Annotated in this window: 16 protein-coding genes; 7 read left to right on the top strand and 9 right to left on the bottom strand. The window is 64.4% G+C overall.

Annotation, left to right across the window (positions count from 1 at the left end; all coding sequences use genetic code 11):
- The first annotated feature begins 69 nt into the window (after positions 1–69).
- From A3CW_RS0105390 to A3CW_RS0105370, 5 genes are all read left to right on the top strand, one after another.
- The gene (locus tag A3CW_RS0105390) at positions 70–906 is read left to right on the top strand and encodes a MetQ/NlpA family ABC transporter substrate-binding protein (RefSeq protein ID WP_035512383.1); all 837 of its coding nucleotides are present in this window, start codon (positions 70–72) and stop codon (positions 904–906) included.
- Positions 907–935: 29 nt separating this feature from the next.
- Positions 936–2,051: a methionine ABC transporter ATP-binding protein gene (locus A3CW_RS0105385; RefSeq protein WP_028202640.1), complete on the top strand. Its 1,116-nt coding sequence runs from the start codon at positions 936–938 to the stop codon at positions 2,049–2,051.
- Positions 2,044–2,700: a methionine ABC transporter permease gene (locus A3CW_RS0105380; RefSeq protein WP_028202639.1), complete on the top strand. Its 657-nt coding sequence runs from the start codon at positions 2,044–2,046 to the stop codon at positions 2,698–2,700. Before A3CW_RS0105385 ends, A3CW_RS0105380 begins: the two co-directional genes overlap by 8 nt.
- Before the next feature lie 84 nt (positions 2,701–2,784).
- Positions 2,785–3,975, top strand: a complete 1,191-nt coding sequence (locus tag A3CW_RS0105375) for an acyl-CoA dehydrogenase family protein (RefSeq protein WP_028202638.1) — start codon at positions 2,785–2,787, stop codon at positions 3,973–3,975.
- 52 nt (positions 3,976–4,027) lie between these two features.
- On the top strand, positions 4,028–5,353 hold the full coding sequence (locus A3CW_RS0105370) for an Nramp family divalent metal transporter (RefSeq protein WP_028202637.1): 1,326 nt from the start codon (positions 4,028–4,030) through the stop codon (positions 5,351–5,353).
- A gap of 161 nt (positions 5,354–5,514) precedes the next feature.
- Here the strand turns inward: A3CW_RS0105370 and flhC are convergent, their stop codons facing one another.
- The 3 genes from flhC to A3CW_RS52240 form a co-directional block, all read right to left on the bottom strand.
- Positions 5,515–6,117 (bottom strand): flagellar transcriptional regulator FlhC, encoded by a 603-nt coding sequence (flhC, locus tag A3CW_RS45350; RefSeq protein ID WP_051481243.1) that lies wholly within the window; start codon positions 6,115–6,117, stop codon positions 5,515–5,517.
- An 11-nt stretch (positions 6,118–6,128) separates the two neighbouring features.
- Positions 6,129–6,449 (bottom strand): flagellar transcriptional regulator FlhD, encoded by a 321-nt coding sequence (gene flhD, locus A3CW_RS0105360; protein WP_028202636.1) that lies wholly within the window; start codon positions 6,447–6,449, stop codon positions 6,129–6,131.
- 181 nt (positions 6,450–6,630) lie between these two features.
- A complete protein-coding gene (locus A3CW_RS52240) occupies positions 6,631–6,783 on the bottom strand; it encodes a hypothetical protein (protein ID WP_154677864.1) in 153 nt (50 codons plus the stop codon).
- A gap of 567 nt (positions 6,784–7,350) precedes the next feature.
- On the opposite strand from A3CW_RS52240, the gene A3CW_RS45345 reads away from it, so the two are divergent.
- Positions 7,351–7,812 carry a universal stress protein gene (locus A3CW_RS45345; RefSeq protein ID WP_035512381.1) on the top strand — a complete coding sequence of 154 codons (462 nt, stop codon included), beginning with the start codon at positions 7,351–7,353 and terminating at the stop codon, positions 7,810–7,812.
- Between the two features lie 30 nt (positions 7,813–7,842).
- Here the strand turns inward: A3CW_RS45345 and A3CW_RS0105350 are convergent, their stop codons facing one another.
- Genes A3CW_RS0105350 through A3CW_RS0105325 form a run of 6 tightly spaced genes read right to left on the bottom strand, consistent with a single transcriptional unit; the run spans position 7,843 to position 16,751 of the window.
- A complete protein-coding gene (locus A3CW_RS0105350; protein ID WP_028202635.1) occupies positions 7,843–9,144 on the bottom strand; it encodes an MFS transporter in 1,302 nt (433 codons plus the stop codon).
- Between the two features lie 33 nt (positions 9,145–9,177).
- Positions 9,178–9,966 (bottom strand): peptidylprolyl isomerase, encoded by a 789-nt coding sequence (locus A3CW_RS0105345; protein WP_035512440.1) that lies wholly within the window; start codon positions 9,964–9,966, stop codon positions 9,178–9,180.
- Positions 9,967–10,000: 34 nt separating this feature from the next.
- The gene (gene narI / locus A3CW_RS0105340; RefSeq protein WP_028202633.1) at positions 10,001–10,684 is read right to left on the bottom strand and encodes a respiratory nitrate reductase subunit gamma; all 684 of its coding nucleotides are present in this window, start codon (positions 10,682–10,684) and stop codon (positions 10,001–10,003) included.
- A 57-nt stretch (positions 10,685–10,741) separates the two neighbouring features.
- Entirely contained in the window at positions 10,742–11,437 is a 696-nt protein-coding gene (gene narJ / locus A3CW_RS0105335) for a nitrate reductase molybdenum cofactor assembly chaperone (protein ID WP_035512378.1), read from the bottom strand.
- 2 nt (positions 11,438–11,439) lie between these two features.
- Entirely contained in the window at positions 11,440–12,963 is a 1,524-nt protein-coding gene (narH, locus tag A3CW_RS0105330) for a nitrate reductase subunit beta (protein WP_028202631.1), read from the bottom strand.
- On the bottom strand, positions 12,960–16,751 hold the full coding sequence (locus A3CW_RS0105325) for a nitrate reductase subunit alpha (RefSeq protein ID WP_028202630.1): 3,792 nt from the start codon (positions 16,749–16,751) through the stop codon (positions 12,960–12,962). The genes narH and A3CW_RS0105325 overlap by 4 nt, the downstream gene beginning before the upstream one ends.
- A 233-nt stretch (positions 16,752–16,984) precedes the next feature.
- Here A3CW_RS0105325 and A3CW_RS52235 point away from each other — a divergent pair, with 233 nt between their 5' ends.
- Positions 16,985–17,176 carry a hypothetical protein gene (locus tag A3CW_RS52235; RefSeq protein ID WP_154677863.1) on the top strand — a complete coding sequence of 64 codons (192 nt, stop codon included), beginning with the start codon at positions 16,985–16,987 and terminating at the stop codon, positions 17,174–17,176.
- Positions 17,177–17,199 lie beyond the last annotated feature (23 nt).

Genomic DNA, 17,199 nt, shown 5'->3' with positions numbered 1-17,199 from the left:
GCCAACGCGATGGGCCCTCATCGCGTCGCTCCTCATTGAACGAAGTCCAACTTCCATCCGGGGAACGCGATGATCCGTGCCGTGCGCGCCGTGGGGCGCCCTTCCTTTTTCCAGCGCTTCGGCCTGCTGACGGCAATCGCCGTGTCGCTCGCGGCGGCGGCGCTCGACGCGCATGCCGACACCGCTACGCTCAAGATCGGCATTGCCACCACGCCGCAAACGCCCGCGCTCCAGGAGGCGGCGCGCGAGGCGAAAGCGCAGGGCGTGGACGTGAAGATCATCGAATTCACCGACTGGAATACGCCCAACGCCGCGCTCGCGAACAAGGATATCGACGCCAACTACTTCCAGCACACGCCGTTTCTGGAAAACGCCGAACAGCAGGGCGGCTACAAGTTCGTCGCCATCGCGCCGGGCACGATCATGAAGATCGGCCTGTATTCGAAGAAGGTGAAACGCTTCGAAGACCTGAAGGATGGCGCGACGGTCGCCATCGCGAACGATCCCGTGAACGGCGGCCGTGGCCTGCTGCTGCTGCAGCGCGCGGGCCTCATCAAGCTCAAGCCGGGCGTGGACTATCGCGCCACGACGCTCGACATCGTTGGCAATCCAAAACACCTCAAGATCGTGCAGCTCGAAGCGTCGCAACTCGCGCGCTCGCTCGACGACGTCGATCTCGCGCAAGGTTACCCAAGCTTCATCAAGCTCGCGGGCACCACCGATCCGAACAGCGCGCTGCTCTTCGACGGCGTGGAGAACAAGGCGTTCGCGATCCAGTTCGTGGTGCGGCCCGAGAGCGTGAACGATCCGCGCATCCGCAAGTTCATCGACATCTATCAGCATTCGCCGGCCGTGCGCAAGGAACTCGACAAGGCCTTCGGCAACCTCTACGCGGTCGCCTGGTAACGCGCGCAATTCGCGCACGAGGAGCAGCAATGATGAAATGGTTCGGAACGGCGCGCTTTATCGAGGCGGGGCCGGCAGCGGGCGAGGCGCAGGGCAACGCCGATGCGTCGCAGCCTGCGGTGGTGTTCGAAAACGTCGGCAAGACTTATGCGCCAGGCACGCAGGCGGCGCTCGCGGGCGTCGACTTGCAGGTGGCGCGCGGCGAAGTGTTCGGCATCATCGGGCGCAGCGGCGCGGGCAAGTCCACGCTGCTGCGGCTCGTGAACGGGCTCGAAAAGCCCACGAGCGGCGGCGTGCGGGTGAACGGCGTGGACGTGGGCGCACTCGACGAGCGCGCTCTGGTGGCGCTGCGGCGGCGCATCGGCATGGTGTTCCAGCACTTCAATCTGCTATCCGCGAAAACGGTGCACGACAACATCGCACTGCCGCTGAAAATCGCGGGTGTGCCGAAGGCCGACATCGAGGCGCGCGTGAACGTGCTGCTCGATCTCGTCGGCTTGAGCGAACGACGCGACGCGTGGCCCGCGCGCCTTTCCGGGGGCCAGAAGCAGCGTGTGGGCATTGCACGCGCGCTCGTGCACGAGCCCGATATCCTGCTGTGCGACGAGGCGACGTCGGCGCTCGACCCGGAAACCACGCGCGCCATTCTCGCGCTGCTGCGCGATATCAACCGGCGGCTCGGCGTCACCATCGTGCTCATCACGCACGAGATGGAGGTGATACGCGACGTCTGCGACACGGTCGCGGTGATCGAGCGCGGCGAGGTGGTGGAGCAGGGGCCCGTGTGGCGCGTGTTCGGCGATCCCCAGCACGACGCGACGCGCGCGCTCTTGCACACGCCCGGCCACGAGTTGCCCGACGACCTGGGGGCGCGTATTCACGCTGCGCCGCAAGCGGGCGCGCACGCGCTGTTCGACGTGCGTTTTACCGGCAACGAGGCGCAAGAGCCCGACCTCGCCACGCTCGCGCAGGCGTTCGGCGCGCAGGGCGTGCGGTTCGTGCATGGCGGTATCGAGCGGATTCAAGGGCGCGCGCAAGGGCGGCTAGTCGTTTCCGCACCGGTGCGAAACGCCGCCGAGGCCGCGTCGCTCGCCGAGCGTGCGCGTGGTCATGCGAGCCGCGTGGAGGTGCTGGGCTATGTCTGACGTGTGGATCACCGAACTCCTCGAAGGCATACGCGACACGTTGCTGATGGTCGGCGTATCGGCGGTATTCGCACTCCTGATGGGTATTCCCATCGCGCTGCTGCTCGTCACGACCGCGCGCGGCGGCATTCTGGAGCGGCCCGCACTCAACACCGCGCTGGGCGCGCTCGTCAATGCATTCCGCTCCACGCCTTTCATCATCCTGCTGGTCGCGTTGTTGCCGCTCACGCGCTTCCTCGTTGGCACGACGATCGGCGTGTGGGCCGCCGTGGTGCCGCTTTCCATTGCGGCCATTCCGTTCTTCGCGCGCGTGGCCGAAGTGAGCTTGCGCGAAGTCGATCGCGGCTTGATCGAGGCGGCCCAGGCCATGGGCGCGCAGCGCCGCCATATCGTCTGGCATGTGCTGTTGCCCGAGGCGCTGCCCGGCATGCTCGGCGGCTTCACGATCACCGTGGTGGCGATGATCGGCTCCTCGGCGATGGCGGGCGCCGTCGGCGCGGGCGGTCTCGGCGATCTCGCGATACGCTATGGCTATCAACGCTTCGACACGACGGTCATGGTCACCGTGATCGTGCTGCTGATCGCGATCGTCGCGGCGGTTCAGTTCACGGGCGACGTGCTGGTGCGGCGTCTTTTGCGGCGAACCTGAGCGACGCAAGCCGTTCGCCATGACGCGCGCGGCCCGCCAGCTGCGCGCTTCGCTTTTAGGGCATCACACTCGGGAAATATGGGAATGAACGAAGCACAGCGCCCACGCGGGCCGGAACACGACGCGCGTTTCGCCGCGCTGCTCGAAGCGCTGCGCGCGAGCGCCGCGCAACGCGATCTCGCAGGCGGCCACGCGGCCGCGGAAAAGCAGCGCATTGCCGACGCCGGGTTGCTCACGCTCGCGGTGCCGCGCGAATTCGGCGGGCAGTTCGGCGAGGACGGCGTGCGCTGGAGCGATATCTACGCGACGATCCGCGCGCTCGCGCGCGTCGACAGCGCGCTTGCGCATCTGCTTGGCTTCCAGTGCCTGCAGGTGGCGAGCGTCGAATTGTGGGGCAGCGCCGCGCAGCGCACGAACTGGCTGCAAGGCACCGTCGAGCATCGCTGGTGGTGGGGCAATGCCGTGAACCCCATCGACACGCGGCTCGTCGCGCAGTCGGACAGGGAAGGCGGCTGGCGTCTGCATGGCAGGAAGGGATTCTGTTCGGGCACCTACGGTTCGCAGATGATGACCGTGAGCGCGCACGATCCCGCTACGGGTAGCCCCGTGTTCGCGGTCGTGCCCACCATGCGCGCCGGAATCACGGTGCACGACGACTGGGACCCGATAGGCCAGCGTCAGACCGATAGCGGCACGGTATCGTTCGAGAATGTGGAAGTGCGCGCCGACGAAGTCTTGCAGCGCCCCGATACGCCGCGCGCCACGCTGCGCACGCTGGTCTCGCAAGGCGTGCTGACGAATCTGTTCGTGGGCCTCGCCGAAGGCGCACTCGAGGAAGCGCGCGCCTATGTGCTCGCGAACGGCCGCCCGTGGGTCAATTCGGGCGTGCAGCACGTAGCCGACGACCCGTTCCTGCAGCAGCGCTTCGGCGAGATGCGCGTGCAGTCGCTCGCGGCTGCGGTGCTGGCGGATCGTGCGGGCGCGCTGCTCGACGCCGCGTGGGACGAAGGCGAGGCGTTGAGCACGGCCACGCGCGCCGGAGTCTCGCTTGCGATTTCGGAGGCGAAGATCGTCGCGCATCGCGCCGCGCTCCAGGGCGGCGAGCAGCTTTTCGAGGCGTGCGGCGCACGCGCCACAGGCGCGGCGCTCGCGCTCGACCGGTTCTGGCGCAATGCGCGCGTGCATACGCTGCACGATCCGCTCGACTACCGCCTGCGCGACGTGGGCCGCTATACGCTCTTGAGAGAAGTGCCGCAGCCGACGCTGTACACTTGAGGGCCCGATCGCGTCACGTGCCGCGACGCGTCAACCCTTGAGGATCGAAGCGTTGGATTTCCGACTACCGACCACGGCAACGGCGCCGTTCTGCCCGTCCGAAGTGCAGGGCAGCATCGAGGTTTCGCCGCGCGCGCCGTTCTGGAAGAAGTTCTGGCAATTCGCGGGTCCCGGCCTGCTGGTGTCGATCGGCTACATGGACCCGGGCAACTGGGCCACCGACATCGAGGCGGGCTCGCGCTTCGGTTACAGCCTGTTGTTCGTGGTCGTGCTCTCGAGCCTCGCGGCGATCGCGCTGCAATGCCTTTCGATGCGTCTTGGCATCGTCACGCAGCGCGATCTCGCGGAGCTTTCGCGCGAGCGCTATTCAAGGCCCGTGGCGCTCGGCCAGTGGGTGCTCGCCGAGCTTTCGATCATCGCCTGCGATCTAGCCGAGGTGCTGGGCGGCGCGCTCGCGTTCCACCTCTTGCTGGGCTGCTCGCTGATGGTGGGTGTGGCGCTCACGGCGTTCGACACGCTAATTGTGCTGGGCTTGAAGGGCAAGAACTTCCGCTCGCTCGAGGCGATCATGGCCGGGCTCATCACCACGATCGGTCTCGGCTATGTGATCCAGCTCGCGCTCGTGAAGCCGCACTGGCCCTCGGTATTCGCGGGCGCGGTGCCGTCGTGGCACGCGATTTCCTCGGCGGAGCCGCTGTATCTGGCGATCGGCATTCTCGGCGCGACCATCATGCCGCACAACCTCTACCTGCATTCTTCGATCGTGCAGACGCGCGCCGTCAAGCGCGACCGTGCAAGCCTCGCGCAGGCCATCGGCCTGTCGCGCCTCGACACGATCGTCTCGCTGCTGATCGCGCTGCTCATCAACGCGGCCATCCTGATTCTGGCCGCGGCGGCCTTTCACGCCAACGGGCACACCCAGGTCACCGATATCGAACAGGCCTACAAGCTGCTCGCGCCGATCGTCGGCACGGGCGCGGCGGCAGTGCTGTTCGCGATCACGCTGCTTGCTTCCGGGCAAAGCTCGACGTTCACGGGCACCGTGGCGGGCCAGGTCATCATGGAAGGCTTCCTGCGGATGAAGATTCCGTGCTACCAGCGGCGGCTCATTACGCGCGTGCTCGCGCTGATCCCCGCCTTCGCGGGCGTCGCGCTGCTCGGCAACGGCGCGGTGGGCAAGCTGCTGGTGGCAAGCCAGGTGGTGCTGAGTCTGCAACTGCCGTTCGCGCTCTGGCCGCTCATTCGCATGACGAACGATCGTGCGCTGATGGGCGAGTTCGTGAACCGGCTCCCCACGCGGCTGCTGGCGTGGTTCCTGTTCGTCGTGATTTCGGCGGCGAACCTGTGGCTCGTCTGGCAGACGTTCAGCGGAAACTAGAAGCGGGAAAGGTGTAACAGGCGCGCGCCGTACAGGCGGCAAGCAGAGGCGGCAAACAAAGGCGGCAATCAGAAAGCGCTTCGCCGTCCGGTGCGCTCAGGCACCGGACGGTTTCGCGTCTTGGTCTCTCGTCCGGTTTAGCCGGATCTGCTCTCCTACGCTTATGCAGCCTCGGCAATGCCATCCGACGTTACCACTACCGGAAGGTCGCTCTCGGTCTGCTCGGCGCCCCGTCGCGCTGCAGCCGCCTTTTTCGTCTTGCCGGCTCGCGAAGGAGGCTGGCATGCGCCGCACACGACGTTGTGCTGAAGGTCGTGGCGATGCGCGACGAATTTACCGCCGCAACGGCAGCAAGGCGTCAACTGCAGAATATCGGCATCGAAAAACCGCACCAGGGTCCACGCACGCGTGAGGTCGAGCGCCGGCTCGGCCCCGCTGTGGCGGCAGTGTTCCAGATACAGCCGGAACCCCTTGGTGAGCGCGTCGAGATGCGAGCAACGCGCTTCGTTCTTGAGGAACAGGTACGTGTTATAGAACAGCGAGGCGTGGATGTTGGCCAGCCACGTCATGTACCAGTCCGCCGAGAACGGCAGCATACCTTTGGGCGGCGATACGCCACGGATCTCGCGATACAGGCGGATCATGCGGTCGCGCGAGAGCGTGAGTTCGCTTTCGAGCACCTGCATGCGCGCGCCCAGCTCGATCAGTGCGATCGCGCGGAATACTTCCTGAGCGTCTTCGGTGAGGCTGCGCCGCGTAGTCATGGACGTCACCCTCAGGCGAATTGACCAGCCGGCTGTCCCGCAAGCAGGATGGCCGCATGGGTAGCCGCCACGTCGGCATGCTTCGAAGTCTGCGTGAGCGCGGACAACATCGCATGGTCGTCGAAGCGGAAAAAACAGAGAAGCTGGTCGGAAGAGGCCAACCTGACGATCTGCGCGAGCGACAGAGCGCCAAGCAGATCGGCCAGTTCCGACGACAGTCCCAGTCGGAACATGCCGACCGGCTTGTCCTCGCGCAGCATGCGCTGTGCGAGCATCAGATACGACAAATTAATTTCGCGGATAGATTCCAGCGTCTCGCTGCTGCGGTCCATTTCTCTAGTTTCCGAAGCCCCGAATTTAACCCCCCGGCTTTTTCGCCGTTGTATCTTTTCTGGTCTTGTGGTCGATCTTCGCTCGTTGGCTCGATCTGACTCTTTGATACAGGTTGTTACATCTCGTAACAACCTTGGAGGGAATTGTATGAGGGCTTATCTCAGAAATCAATCCCTCGGATCAAAAATAATCGTACTGTTGTAAATTATTTTCGGTAAGTTTTGCTGCAATTTGAATCGTGCCTTGCGGCAGGCTATCGCGGCGCTGTTCGAGCCGGCCAAACAGGCCGTATAACCTTGGTTTATCAGGGTTTCCGCCAGATCGTCGATGCATGCGCAACGAATCGCCGCGAGACAGAAAACGTCGCCCGGTGGAATAAACGTTTAGAAATAACTTGGGTTGACAGGTAAAAAATACGGCTCTGCGGATTAATACCTATGACTATTGAGTTTGTAACAGGTGTTTCGACCCCGGCGACCTGTAACAGGGCAATGTGTAACTGAGATGTTACGAGTGCAGACGGTGGGACACACCGTTGGTTTCTGGAAAATATGCAGACTGGATATTGCGCGAAGATCGCACTTGTGAAACGTTTGCGATCCGCTGTCGAGACGCAATCCGGGTCGGGCCGGATTTTTGCGGCTTCAGGTCAGTAAGGGCACGGCTTCAATGAGGGCGGCGCCCACTAACAGACCGACTCGCGCGCCGGCGATACGCGGGCGACGAGCAGTCAGGCGATTTCAAAGTCGTTGTCGATAACCGTCGCGCCTCCTATACCGTATACAGCGACTGCCGACGTGCCGGTTATATCATGACGTGATATAAATGGCATACTGAAAGCGGCAATGCGGGTGCGGCGAGTTCGCCCACCCGGCGCCGGGCATCATCGGGGGAGGGATCATGGGCTCGTTCAACAGGATTCTGCTGTGTTACGACGCAACGCGCGAAGGCCGCCGGGCTTTGCGTGAGGGCGCCGACCTTGCGCGCGAATGCCACGCGCAAACGCATTTGCTGGCCGTGCTCGACCAGGCGCCGCTGCAATGGGGCACGGACATCGCGTCCGCCGTGCCGTTCGAAGCCGCGGAAGAGGCTGCGCGCGAGATTCTGCGTGACGGGGTGGCGTGCCTGCAGGACAAGGGGCTCGTGGCAACGGGACACTTCGTGGTGGGCCGACCGATCGACGTGATTGCGAGCTACTGCGCGGAACTCCAGCCCGATCTCATCGTGGTGGGCCACCACCGGCGCGGGCCGTTCAAGCGCTGGTGGGATGGGCGCGACGACCGCCTGCTGCTCGACCGCGTGTCGTGCAGCGTGCTGGTCGTCACCGCGCCGGATCCGGAGCCCGCGAAAGCGGCGGCCTGAGCCGCCGCCGCGACGCCCGAGCTGCAGGGATCAGCGCTGTGCCGCTCCGGCGCTGGGTTCGCCAAGAATCGGCGTGCGCTTGACTTCGGAGATGTAGAGCAGGATCAGCGAGACCCACACGATGCCGTAGAGCAGCATGAAGCAGCTCGAACGGATCTTGAGCCAGTCGAGCAGGATGCCGAACAGGATCGGCAGCAGAAACCCGCCCAGGCCGCCCGCCAACCCGACGATGCCGGTCACGATGCCCATGTTGGTCGGGAAGTCGTCGGCCACGTACTTGAACGTCGAGGCCATGCCGAACGCGAACACCGCGCCCAGCACGAAGGCCACCGCAACGAAGCCGAACACCGGCATGCTGATATGCAGCGCCGCCTGGCCGTCGATCGTGTGGATCACGAAGTCGGTGGGCGGGTACGAGAGAATGAACAGACAGATCCACGCCACCCACAGGCCCCACCACGTGACGGTGTGCGCGCCGAGCTTGTCGGCGAACACGCCGCCCACGGCGCGCAGGATCGAGCCCGGCAGCGAGAAGCCCGCGGCGAAGGCCGAAGCCATGACGAGCGACATGCCGTATTCGGCCTTCAGGTATTGCGGAATCCATAGCGAGAGCGCAGTGAAGCCGCCGAAGGTAATCGAGTAGTACTGGCACAGCCGCCACACGCGCGGGTCCGCCAGCACCTTGAACGAGTCGAGCAGCGAGCCGCTCGATTTGCCCGCGCCAGGGTCGCGCGCCGAACCGAACCAGAAAATCACGGCGGTCACGAGCAGCGCGACGGCGTAGACGCGCGGCACGAAGCGCCAGCCGTAGAGGTTTTCCAGCTGCGGCGTGACGAACAGGTTGACGGCGGCGCCCACCGTGCCCGCGCCGAAGAAGCCCATGGCGAAGCCGCGCTGGCTGGGCGGGAAAAAGCGCGCGACATACGGCGTACCCACCGCGAACGAGGCGCCCACGCAGCCGAGAAAGAGGCCGATGAGCAGGAATTGCCACAGCTCGCTCGCGTAACTGACGATATACACGGGCACGGCGCAGATCACGAGCAGCGTGGTCATGACGATGCGCCCGCCAAAGCGGTCGGTCCATGCGCCGAGCGGCAAGCGCATGAGCGCGCCCGTGAGCACGGGCGTGGCGGTGAGCAGGCCGAACTCGGTGCTGTTGAGCTGGAGCTCCTCGCGCAACTGCACGCCCAGCACGCCGAACATCATCCACACCACGAAACAGACGAGAAACGCGAGCGTGCTGACGAGCAGGACGGACCATGCCTTCGCGCCGACTTTCTCCGGCTGGGCTGCGCTCGCTACGGGGCGCGCCTGTTCGCTACGCAGATTCATGTTGCCTCCATCGCATGGGGGTGCACATCGACTTCACTGGACGAGTGGGCTCGTCGCGGCTTCCAGCGCGGCATTTTCGAGCGTCGCCTCGGAAGCCAGGATCGATACGTACTGCTGGATGGCTTTATGGCGCACGCGTTCGCTGAGAAAGCGCGCGATCTCGCCCGAGACTTCGTCGTAGGGCACCGGATTGCCCGGCACGCGCTGATCCACGCGCACGAGATGAAAGCCGAAGCGCGTGCGCACGAGGCGTGGCAGAACCCCGATGTCGGCGCAGTCGAACAGCGCCGATTCGAACTCGGGTACCGTGTCGCCGCGCGTGAGCTGGCCGAGGCTCCCGCCCACGCCCGCCGAAGGGCAGTTCGAGAACTGGCGCGCCAGCGCCTCGAAGGTGTCGGGCGCCTGCTGCAATTCGCGCAGGGTCTCTTCGGCCTTCTGGCGCAGCAGCGCGAGCGGCACGCGGTCGGTAATGGCGAAGAGGATGTGGCTCGCGTACACGAGTTCGTTGCGCACGAAGCGCTTCGCGTGCTGCGTGTAGTAGCGCTCGCCGTCTTCGCGCGTGGCCTCGGGCACGCGCAGCTCGCGTTCCAGCAGCGTGTCTAGCGCGCTGTCGTCGAGTTCGGCGTCAGGGGCCAGCAGGTCCAGCGCCACGGCGCGCTGGCGCAGCAGTTCGTGCACGACGAGCGTGCGCCGCGCGGCGAGCGCGGGGTCCGGTTCGTCGGCGTGATTGCCGCGCTCAGCCTCGATTGCCGCGAGTCCGATCTCGACGTCGTTCACGCGGGCAGGCAGGTCCTGCTGCTCTTCATGGGGGACCGCATTCATCATCGATAGCGCTCCTGGTTCCGGTTGTGGCGATTTAGCGCTTGCGCACGAGCTGGTACGGACGGATCAGATAGAACACCGAAGCGATGCCGCTCCAGATATGGACCATGCGCGTGAAGGGAGAAACGAGGAAGATCGTGAAGCCGAGCGCGATATGGGTCTGATAGACGAGCGGCACGCCGTCCAGCAGCCCGGCGATATTGGGCCGGAACGTCACCACGCCTTTCACGTAGTCGGTGAGCTGTTCGAACATCAGGCCGTCCATGTGGCGCGACGAGAGCACCACGGTCGCGAGCCCGAGCGCGAGTTGCACCCACAGCATGAACACGATGAGGATGTCCGACGCTTTGCTGTTCACGCGGATGCGCGTGTCGCCGAGCCGCCGCACGATCAGGATCGTGAGCCCGACAATGGCGAAGCTGCCGGCCACGCCGCCCGCGACCATTGCGAGCAACTGGTGCACGGTGGCCGAGATGAACGGCGCGACGAGCCAGTGCGGCGCGAGAAAGCCGACGAAGTGACCCATCACCACGACGAGAATGCCCCAGTGGAACAGGTTGCTGCCAAGGCGCAGCGCGCCGCGCCGCAGCAGTTGCGAGGAGTCGCTCTTCCACGTGTACTGCTCGCGGTCGAAGCGCACGAGCGAGCCGAACAGCAGCACCGCAAGGCAGATGTATGGATAAATGCCGAACAGAAACTGATGGAAGTATTGGCCCATGACGGCTCCTTGCTTGCGGTGTCCGAACAACGTGCTCAGCTAGCGTGTTGCGTGGTTTCAGCGTGGTGCTCGCCGCGGGTGGAACTCCACGGGCGCGATGGCCGGGCGCTCCGCGCCCATGAATTGCACGGGCTCGTCGGCCCAGGCCGCGTCGAGCGCTCGCAGGTGCTCCTTGTCGTGCGGCTTGCCCGCGTCGTCGTCGTGCGCGGCCTCGGGCAAATCGGTGCCGCCCGCGCCCGCGAGCGGCAGCAGTGCGCCTATCACGTAGGCGTAGTGGCTGTTGCGCCGGCTCAGCTCTTCGGTGATCGATTGCAGGATCGCGACGGTTTCACCCAGCAGCGCGCGCGCGTCGTTCGCCTCCAGGATCGAGAGGTATTCGAGAAACACGGGCAGATAGTCCGGCAACTGACCAGGCTGCAACAGCATGCCGTGTTTCTCGTAGGTCTGAACGAGGTCGATCATCGCCTGGCCGCGATCGCGTGACTCGCCGTGCACGTGCTCGAACAGATGCAGCGACGTTGCGCGGCCGCGATCGAACAACGCGACATAGTTTTCCTGCAGCGCGAGCAGATCGCGCGAACCGAGATAGTCGAGGAAGCGTTCGAGCTTCTCGCGCGCTTCGGCGCCGAACGCGCGCTCGCTGCGCACCATCGCGCGCAGCTCGTGCACCGCCTCGACGAGCTGCGCATCGGGGTACTCGAGCAGCAACGCAACGAGCCGGTACGTCATGGGCTGGGGACGAGCAGCGAACATGGTCAGATCTCCTGAATGGGTATCTTGCGATGCCCACTCTTCGGCGCGAACAGGCTCGCCTCCGATTTGCCGTCCGAGCAGCCATTGCCGAACGTGAAGCCGCACGACGAACGCAGGTCGAAGGCGTCTTCCGCGTACTCACGGTGCGTGGTGGGAATCACGAAGCGGTCTTCGTAGTTCGCGATCGCGAGATAACGGTACATCTCCTCGACCTGAGCCAGCGAGAGTCCTGCTTGTGCGAGCACCTGCGGGGCGTCCACGCGGTCGACCTGGCGCGCGCGCATGAACGCGCGCATGGCGAGCAGACGCTCCAGCGCGACCTGCACCGGCTTTTCATCGCCGGCGGTAAGGAGGTTCGCGAGGTAGCGCAGCGGAATGCGCAGCGAGTGCACGTCGGGCAGCCAGCCGTTCATGCTGAGTTCGCCGCTATTGGCGGCCGCATTGATGGGCGAGAGCGGCGGCACGTACCAGACCATCGGCAGCGTGCGGTACTCGGGGTGCAGCGGGAAGGCGATGCGCCAGTCGATCGCCATCTTGTACACGGGCGAGCGTTGCGCGCCGTCGATCCACGCCTGCGGAACGCCGTCGCGCGCGGCCTGCTCGATCACGGCCGGATCGAACGGGTCGAGGAAGACGTCGAGTTGCGCCTGGTAGAGATCCTTTTCGTCGGCGACGCTCGCGGCCTCTTGAATGCGATCGGCGTCGTAGAGCAGCACGCCCAGATAACGGATGCGCCCCACGCAGGTTTCCGAACACACGGTGGGCTGACCGACCTCGATACGCGGATAGCAGAAGATGCACTTCTCGGCTTTGCCGCTTTTCCAGTTGAAGTAGATCTTCTTGTACGGGCAGCCCGAAACGCACATGCGCCAGCCGCGGCACTTGTCCTGATCGATCAGCACGATGCCGTCTTCCTCGCGCTTGTAGATCGATCCGGAAGGGCATGCCGCCACGCACGCCGGGTTCAGGCAGTGCTCGCACAGGCGCGGCAGATACATCATGAAGGTGTTCTCGAACTCGCCGTAGATCTCCTTCTGCACGTTCTCGAAGTTATAGTCCTTCGAACGCTTCTCGAACTCGCCGCCGAGAATTTCTTCCCAGTTCGGGCCCCACTCGATCTTCTCCATGCGCTCGCCGCTCACGAGCGAGCGCGGCCGCGCAACCGGCGTGGCCTTCGTGTTGCCCGCTTCCTGCAGATGCGCGTAGTCGAACGTGAAGGGCTCGTAGTAGTCGTCGATTTCCGGCAGATGCGGATTCGCGAAGATTTGCGCAAGCAGGCGCCACTTTCCGCCCAGGCGCGGCTCGATCTGGCCGTCGGCCTTGCGCACCCAACCGCCGCGCCAGCGCTCCTGGTTCTCCCATTCCTTCGGGTAGCCGATGCCGGGCTTCGTCTCGACGTTGTTGAACCACGCGTATTCCATCCCCTCGCGGCTCGTCCAGACGTTCTTGCAGGTGACCGAACACGTATGGCAGCCAATGCACTTGTCGAGGTTCAGCACCATCGCAATCTGCGCGCGCACTTTCATGAGCTTTCTCCTTCGCGGACGGCCGCATTCACAGCGGCAGGCAACGGACCAACGGGCGTTTCCTCTGTGTCGAGCCAGTCGACGTTCTTCATCTTGCGCACGATGAGGAATTCATCGCGATTCGAGCCGACCGTGCCGTAGTAGTTGAAGCCGTAAGCGAGTTGCGCATAGCCGCCGATCATGTGCGTGGGCTTGAGTGAAATGCGCGTGACGGAGTTGTGAATGCCGCCGCGTGTGCCCGTTATTTCGGACCCCGGCGTATTCACGATTTTTTCCTGCGCGTGGTACATCATCACCATGCCGCGCGGAATACGCTGGCTCACCACGGCGCGCGCGCAAAGCGCGCCGTTCGCGTTGAAGCATTCGATCCAGTCGTTGTCGACCACGCCGATCTGCGCCGCGTCCTTCTCCGAGATCCACACGATCGGGCCGCCGCGCGAGAGCGTGAGCATCAGCAGGTTGTCGGTGTAGGTGCTGTGGATGCCCCATTTCTGGTGTGGCGTGATGAAGTTCAGCGCGAGTTCGGGGTTGCCGTTCGAGCGCGAGCCGGCCATCTTCTCGTAGCTGCCCGTGTCGATCGGCGGCTTGTACACGCACAGCGCCTCGCCGAACGCGCGCATCCACGTGTGGTCCTGGTAGAGCTGCTGGCGGCCGCTCAGCGTACGCCAGGGGATCAGCTCGTGCACGTTCGTATAACCCGCGTTGTACGACACGTGCTCCGATTCGATGCCGCTCCACGTTGGCGACGAAATGATCTTGCGCGGCTGCGCCTGGATATCGCGGAAACGGATTTTTTCGTCGGCGCGGGCGTCGGCGAGATGCGCGTGCTCGATGCCCGTGAACTTCGAAAGCGCTTCCCACGCCTTCCTGGCGACCGCCCCGTTCGTTTCGGGCGCGAGCGAGAGAATCGTTTCCGCGGCGTCGAGCGCGGTCTCGATGCGCGGGCGGCCCTTCGCGTCGCCGGCGTCCTCCGACTGGTCGCGGTAGTTCAGCGCGCCGAGCTCGTGGACTTCGTCCTCCGTATTCCAGCTAATGCCCTTGCCGCCGTTGCCGAGCTTGTCCATGAGCGGCCCGAGCGAGGTGAAGCGGTGATACGTCTCGGGGTAATTGCGCTCGACCGTGACCACGCCCGGCATGGTCCTGCCCGGAACCGGCTCGCATTCGCCGCGCTTCCAGTCTTCCACGCCGAATGGCTGGGCCAGTTCGCCCGCGGCGTCGTGCGCGATGGGCGCGAGCACTACGTCGCGCTCGACGCCGAGATGGCCGACGCTCAGTTCGGAAAAACGCTTCGCGATGGCCTTGAAGATCTCCCAGTCGCTGCGCGCCTGCCACGCGGGGTCCACCGCAGCGGAAAGCGGGTGAATGAACGGGTGCATGTCGGACGTGTTCATGTCGTCCTTCTCGTACCACGTGGCCGTGGGCAGCACGATGTCCGAGTACATGCAGGTGGTGGACATGCGGAAGTCCAGCGTGCAGAGCAGGTCGAGCTTGCCCTGGGGCGCTTCCTCGTGCCAGACGACTTCTTCGGGACGCGGCACGCCGTCCTTCACGACTTCCTCGCCCTGCACACCGTTCGTTGTGCCCAGCAGATGCTTGAGGAAGTACTCGTGCCCCTTGCCCGACGAGCCGAGCAGGTTCGAGCGCCATACGAACAGGTTGCGCGGGAATACGACCGGATTGTCGGGGTCCTCGCAGGCGAGCTTGAGGCTGCCGTCTTTCAGGCGGCGCGCGACTTCGGCGCCGGCCTTCGCGGGGTCTTCGAGCGAGCGGCCGAGCTCCAGCGGATTGCTCGTGAGTTGCGGAGCCGAAGGCAGCCAGCCCATGCGCTCGGCGCGCACGTTGTAGTCGATCGGCGCGCCGTGATAGTCGGCCTTGTTCGCGAGCGGTGAAAGCAGATCCGTGGGGTTCATCGGATCGTAGCGCCACTGGTCGGTGTGCGCATAGAAGAACGACGTGGCGTTCATCTGGCGCGGCGGCCGGTTCCAGTCGAGCGCGAACGCAAGTGCGGTCCAGCCTGTTTGCGGGCGCAGCTTTTCCTGGCCCACGTAATGCGACCAGCCGCCACCGGACTTGCCGACGCAGCCGCACATCACGAGCATGTTGATGATGGCGCGATACGCCATGTCCATGTGGAACCAGTGATTGATGCCCGCGCCGATGATCACCATCGAACGGCCTTCGGTCTTGTCCGCGTTCTCGGCGAACTGGCGCGCGACGTTGATGACGTCCGCGCGCTTCACGCCCGTGATCGCTTCCTGCCACGCGGGCGTGTAGGGCACGTCGTCGTCGTAGCTGTGCGCGAGGTCCTTGCCGCCCAGGCCCTGATCGAGCCCGTAGTTGGCCACGAACAGATCGTAGACGGTGGCCACGAGCCGCTCGCCGGCGGGCGTCGCCACGCGCCGCACGCCAATGCGGCGGCTCAGCACCGGCCCGTGCGCGGTGTGCGGGAAGTGCGGATGCGCGACGTTGCCGAAGTAGGGGAACAGCACGTCCACCACGTCGTCGTGCTTTTCCACGAGCGAGAGCGCGGGCTTGAGCGGCGCGCCATCGACGCTTTCCTCGCGCAGGTTCCACTTGCCGCGATCGGCGCCTTCCTGCTGGCCCCAGCGAAAGCCCACCGAGCCGAGCGGCACCGCGAACTCGTGGGTCGCGCTGTCGATCACCACGGTCTTCCATTCGGGATTGTTGTCCTGCGCGAGGGCGCCGTCGAAGTCGGAGGCGCGCAGATAGCGGTCGGGCACGTACTGGCCGTCGCGCTCGACGAGCGTGACGAGGCAGGACATGTCGGTGAAACGGCTGCAATAGTCGGCGAAATAGGCGCTCTTGCCGGCGAGGTGATACTCCTTGAGGATCACGTGGCCCATGGCGAGCGCGAGCGCCGCGTCGGTGCCCTGCTTGGGATGCAGCCAGATGTCGCCGAACTTCGCGCCTTCGGCGTAGTCGGGGAAGATCGACACGATCTTCGCGCCGCGATAGCGCGCTTCCACCATGAAGTGCGCGTCGGGCGTGCGCGTTTGCGGCACGTTCGACCCCCACATCACGATGAATGACGAGTTGTACCAGTCGGCGGACTCGGGCACGTCGGTCTGCTCGCCCCATGTTTGCGGCGAGGCGGGCGGCAGGTCGCAGTACCAGTCGTAGAACGAGAGGCACACGCCGCCGATGAGCGAGAGATAGCGCGAGCCGGCCGCGTACGACACCATCGACATCGCGGGAATGGGCGAGAAGCCGATCACGCGGTCGGGGCCGTGGCGCTTGATGGTGTGCACGTTCGCTGCGGCTGCGATTTCGAGCACTTCGCTCCAGTCTGCCCGCACGAAGCCGCCAAGACCGCGCCGCGTTTGATAACTTTTGCGCGCGGCATCGTCGTCGACAATGGCGGCCCACGCGGCAACGGGGTCGAGCGTGCGGCGCTTTTCGCGCCACAGCTTCACGAGCGCGCTGCGCACGAGCGGATACTTGAGGCGATTGGCGCTGTAGAGATACCACGAATAAGATGCGCCGCGCGAGCAGCCGCGCGGTTCGTGGTTGGGCATGTCAGGGCGAGTGCGCGGGTAGTCGGTTTGCTGCGTTTCCCACGCGACAATGCCGCCCTTCACATAGATCTTCCACGAGCAGGAGCCCGTGCAATTCACGCCGTGTGTGGAGCGCACGATCTTGTCGTGCTGCCAGCGTGTGCGGTACGCCTCCTCCCATTTTCGGTCTTCGTCTGTGACGGCGCCGTGACCGTCTGCGAATTGTGTTCGTGCCGCCGTGAAGTAACGCAGACGATCCAGAAAATGGCTCATGGCATCTCCAGCTTGTGTGTGCGTCAGGGACACCCGTATTTAAAAGTAGGAACAAGAAGAAGTAAAGGGGATGAATGTAATTGCTTTCGACGTATTTGTACGGATATATCGATTTTTCGCACTATTTGTCGAGCAGATGGCGAAACGTCACTTATGCAAAATGCACGTTATCGAGCGGATATGTTTGAAAACGATTCGTGTTTTAAAGCTTTCTGTCGATGATGGAAATCCCCATGAATTCATGGGTGAATCGCTCGGTTGGGCGCGGCGCGGCTTTTCCGGATTGCATCATCGGGCTGGAAATGATTCGTAAATCGGGTCCAAAAAACGCGCGAATTTTTGTAATTGATTGGGATTCACCCCACCCGAATACTTTGCTGCACGCCGAATTGCACGATCGTTGCGTGCGCATGAATCTAGAATGATTATTCCCGCTCGTTTCACGCGC

The organism is Paraburkholderia nodosa DSM 21604 (assembly GCF_000519185.1).
GTDB classification, from domain to species: Bacteria; Pseudomonadota; Gammaproteobacteria; order Burkholderiales; family Burkholderiaceae; genus Paraburkholderia; species Paraburkholderia nodosa.
Note: the sequence above shows the minus strand (reverse complement) of the source record. Positions and strands in the feature narration are given on the sequence as shown.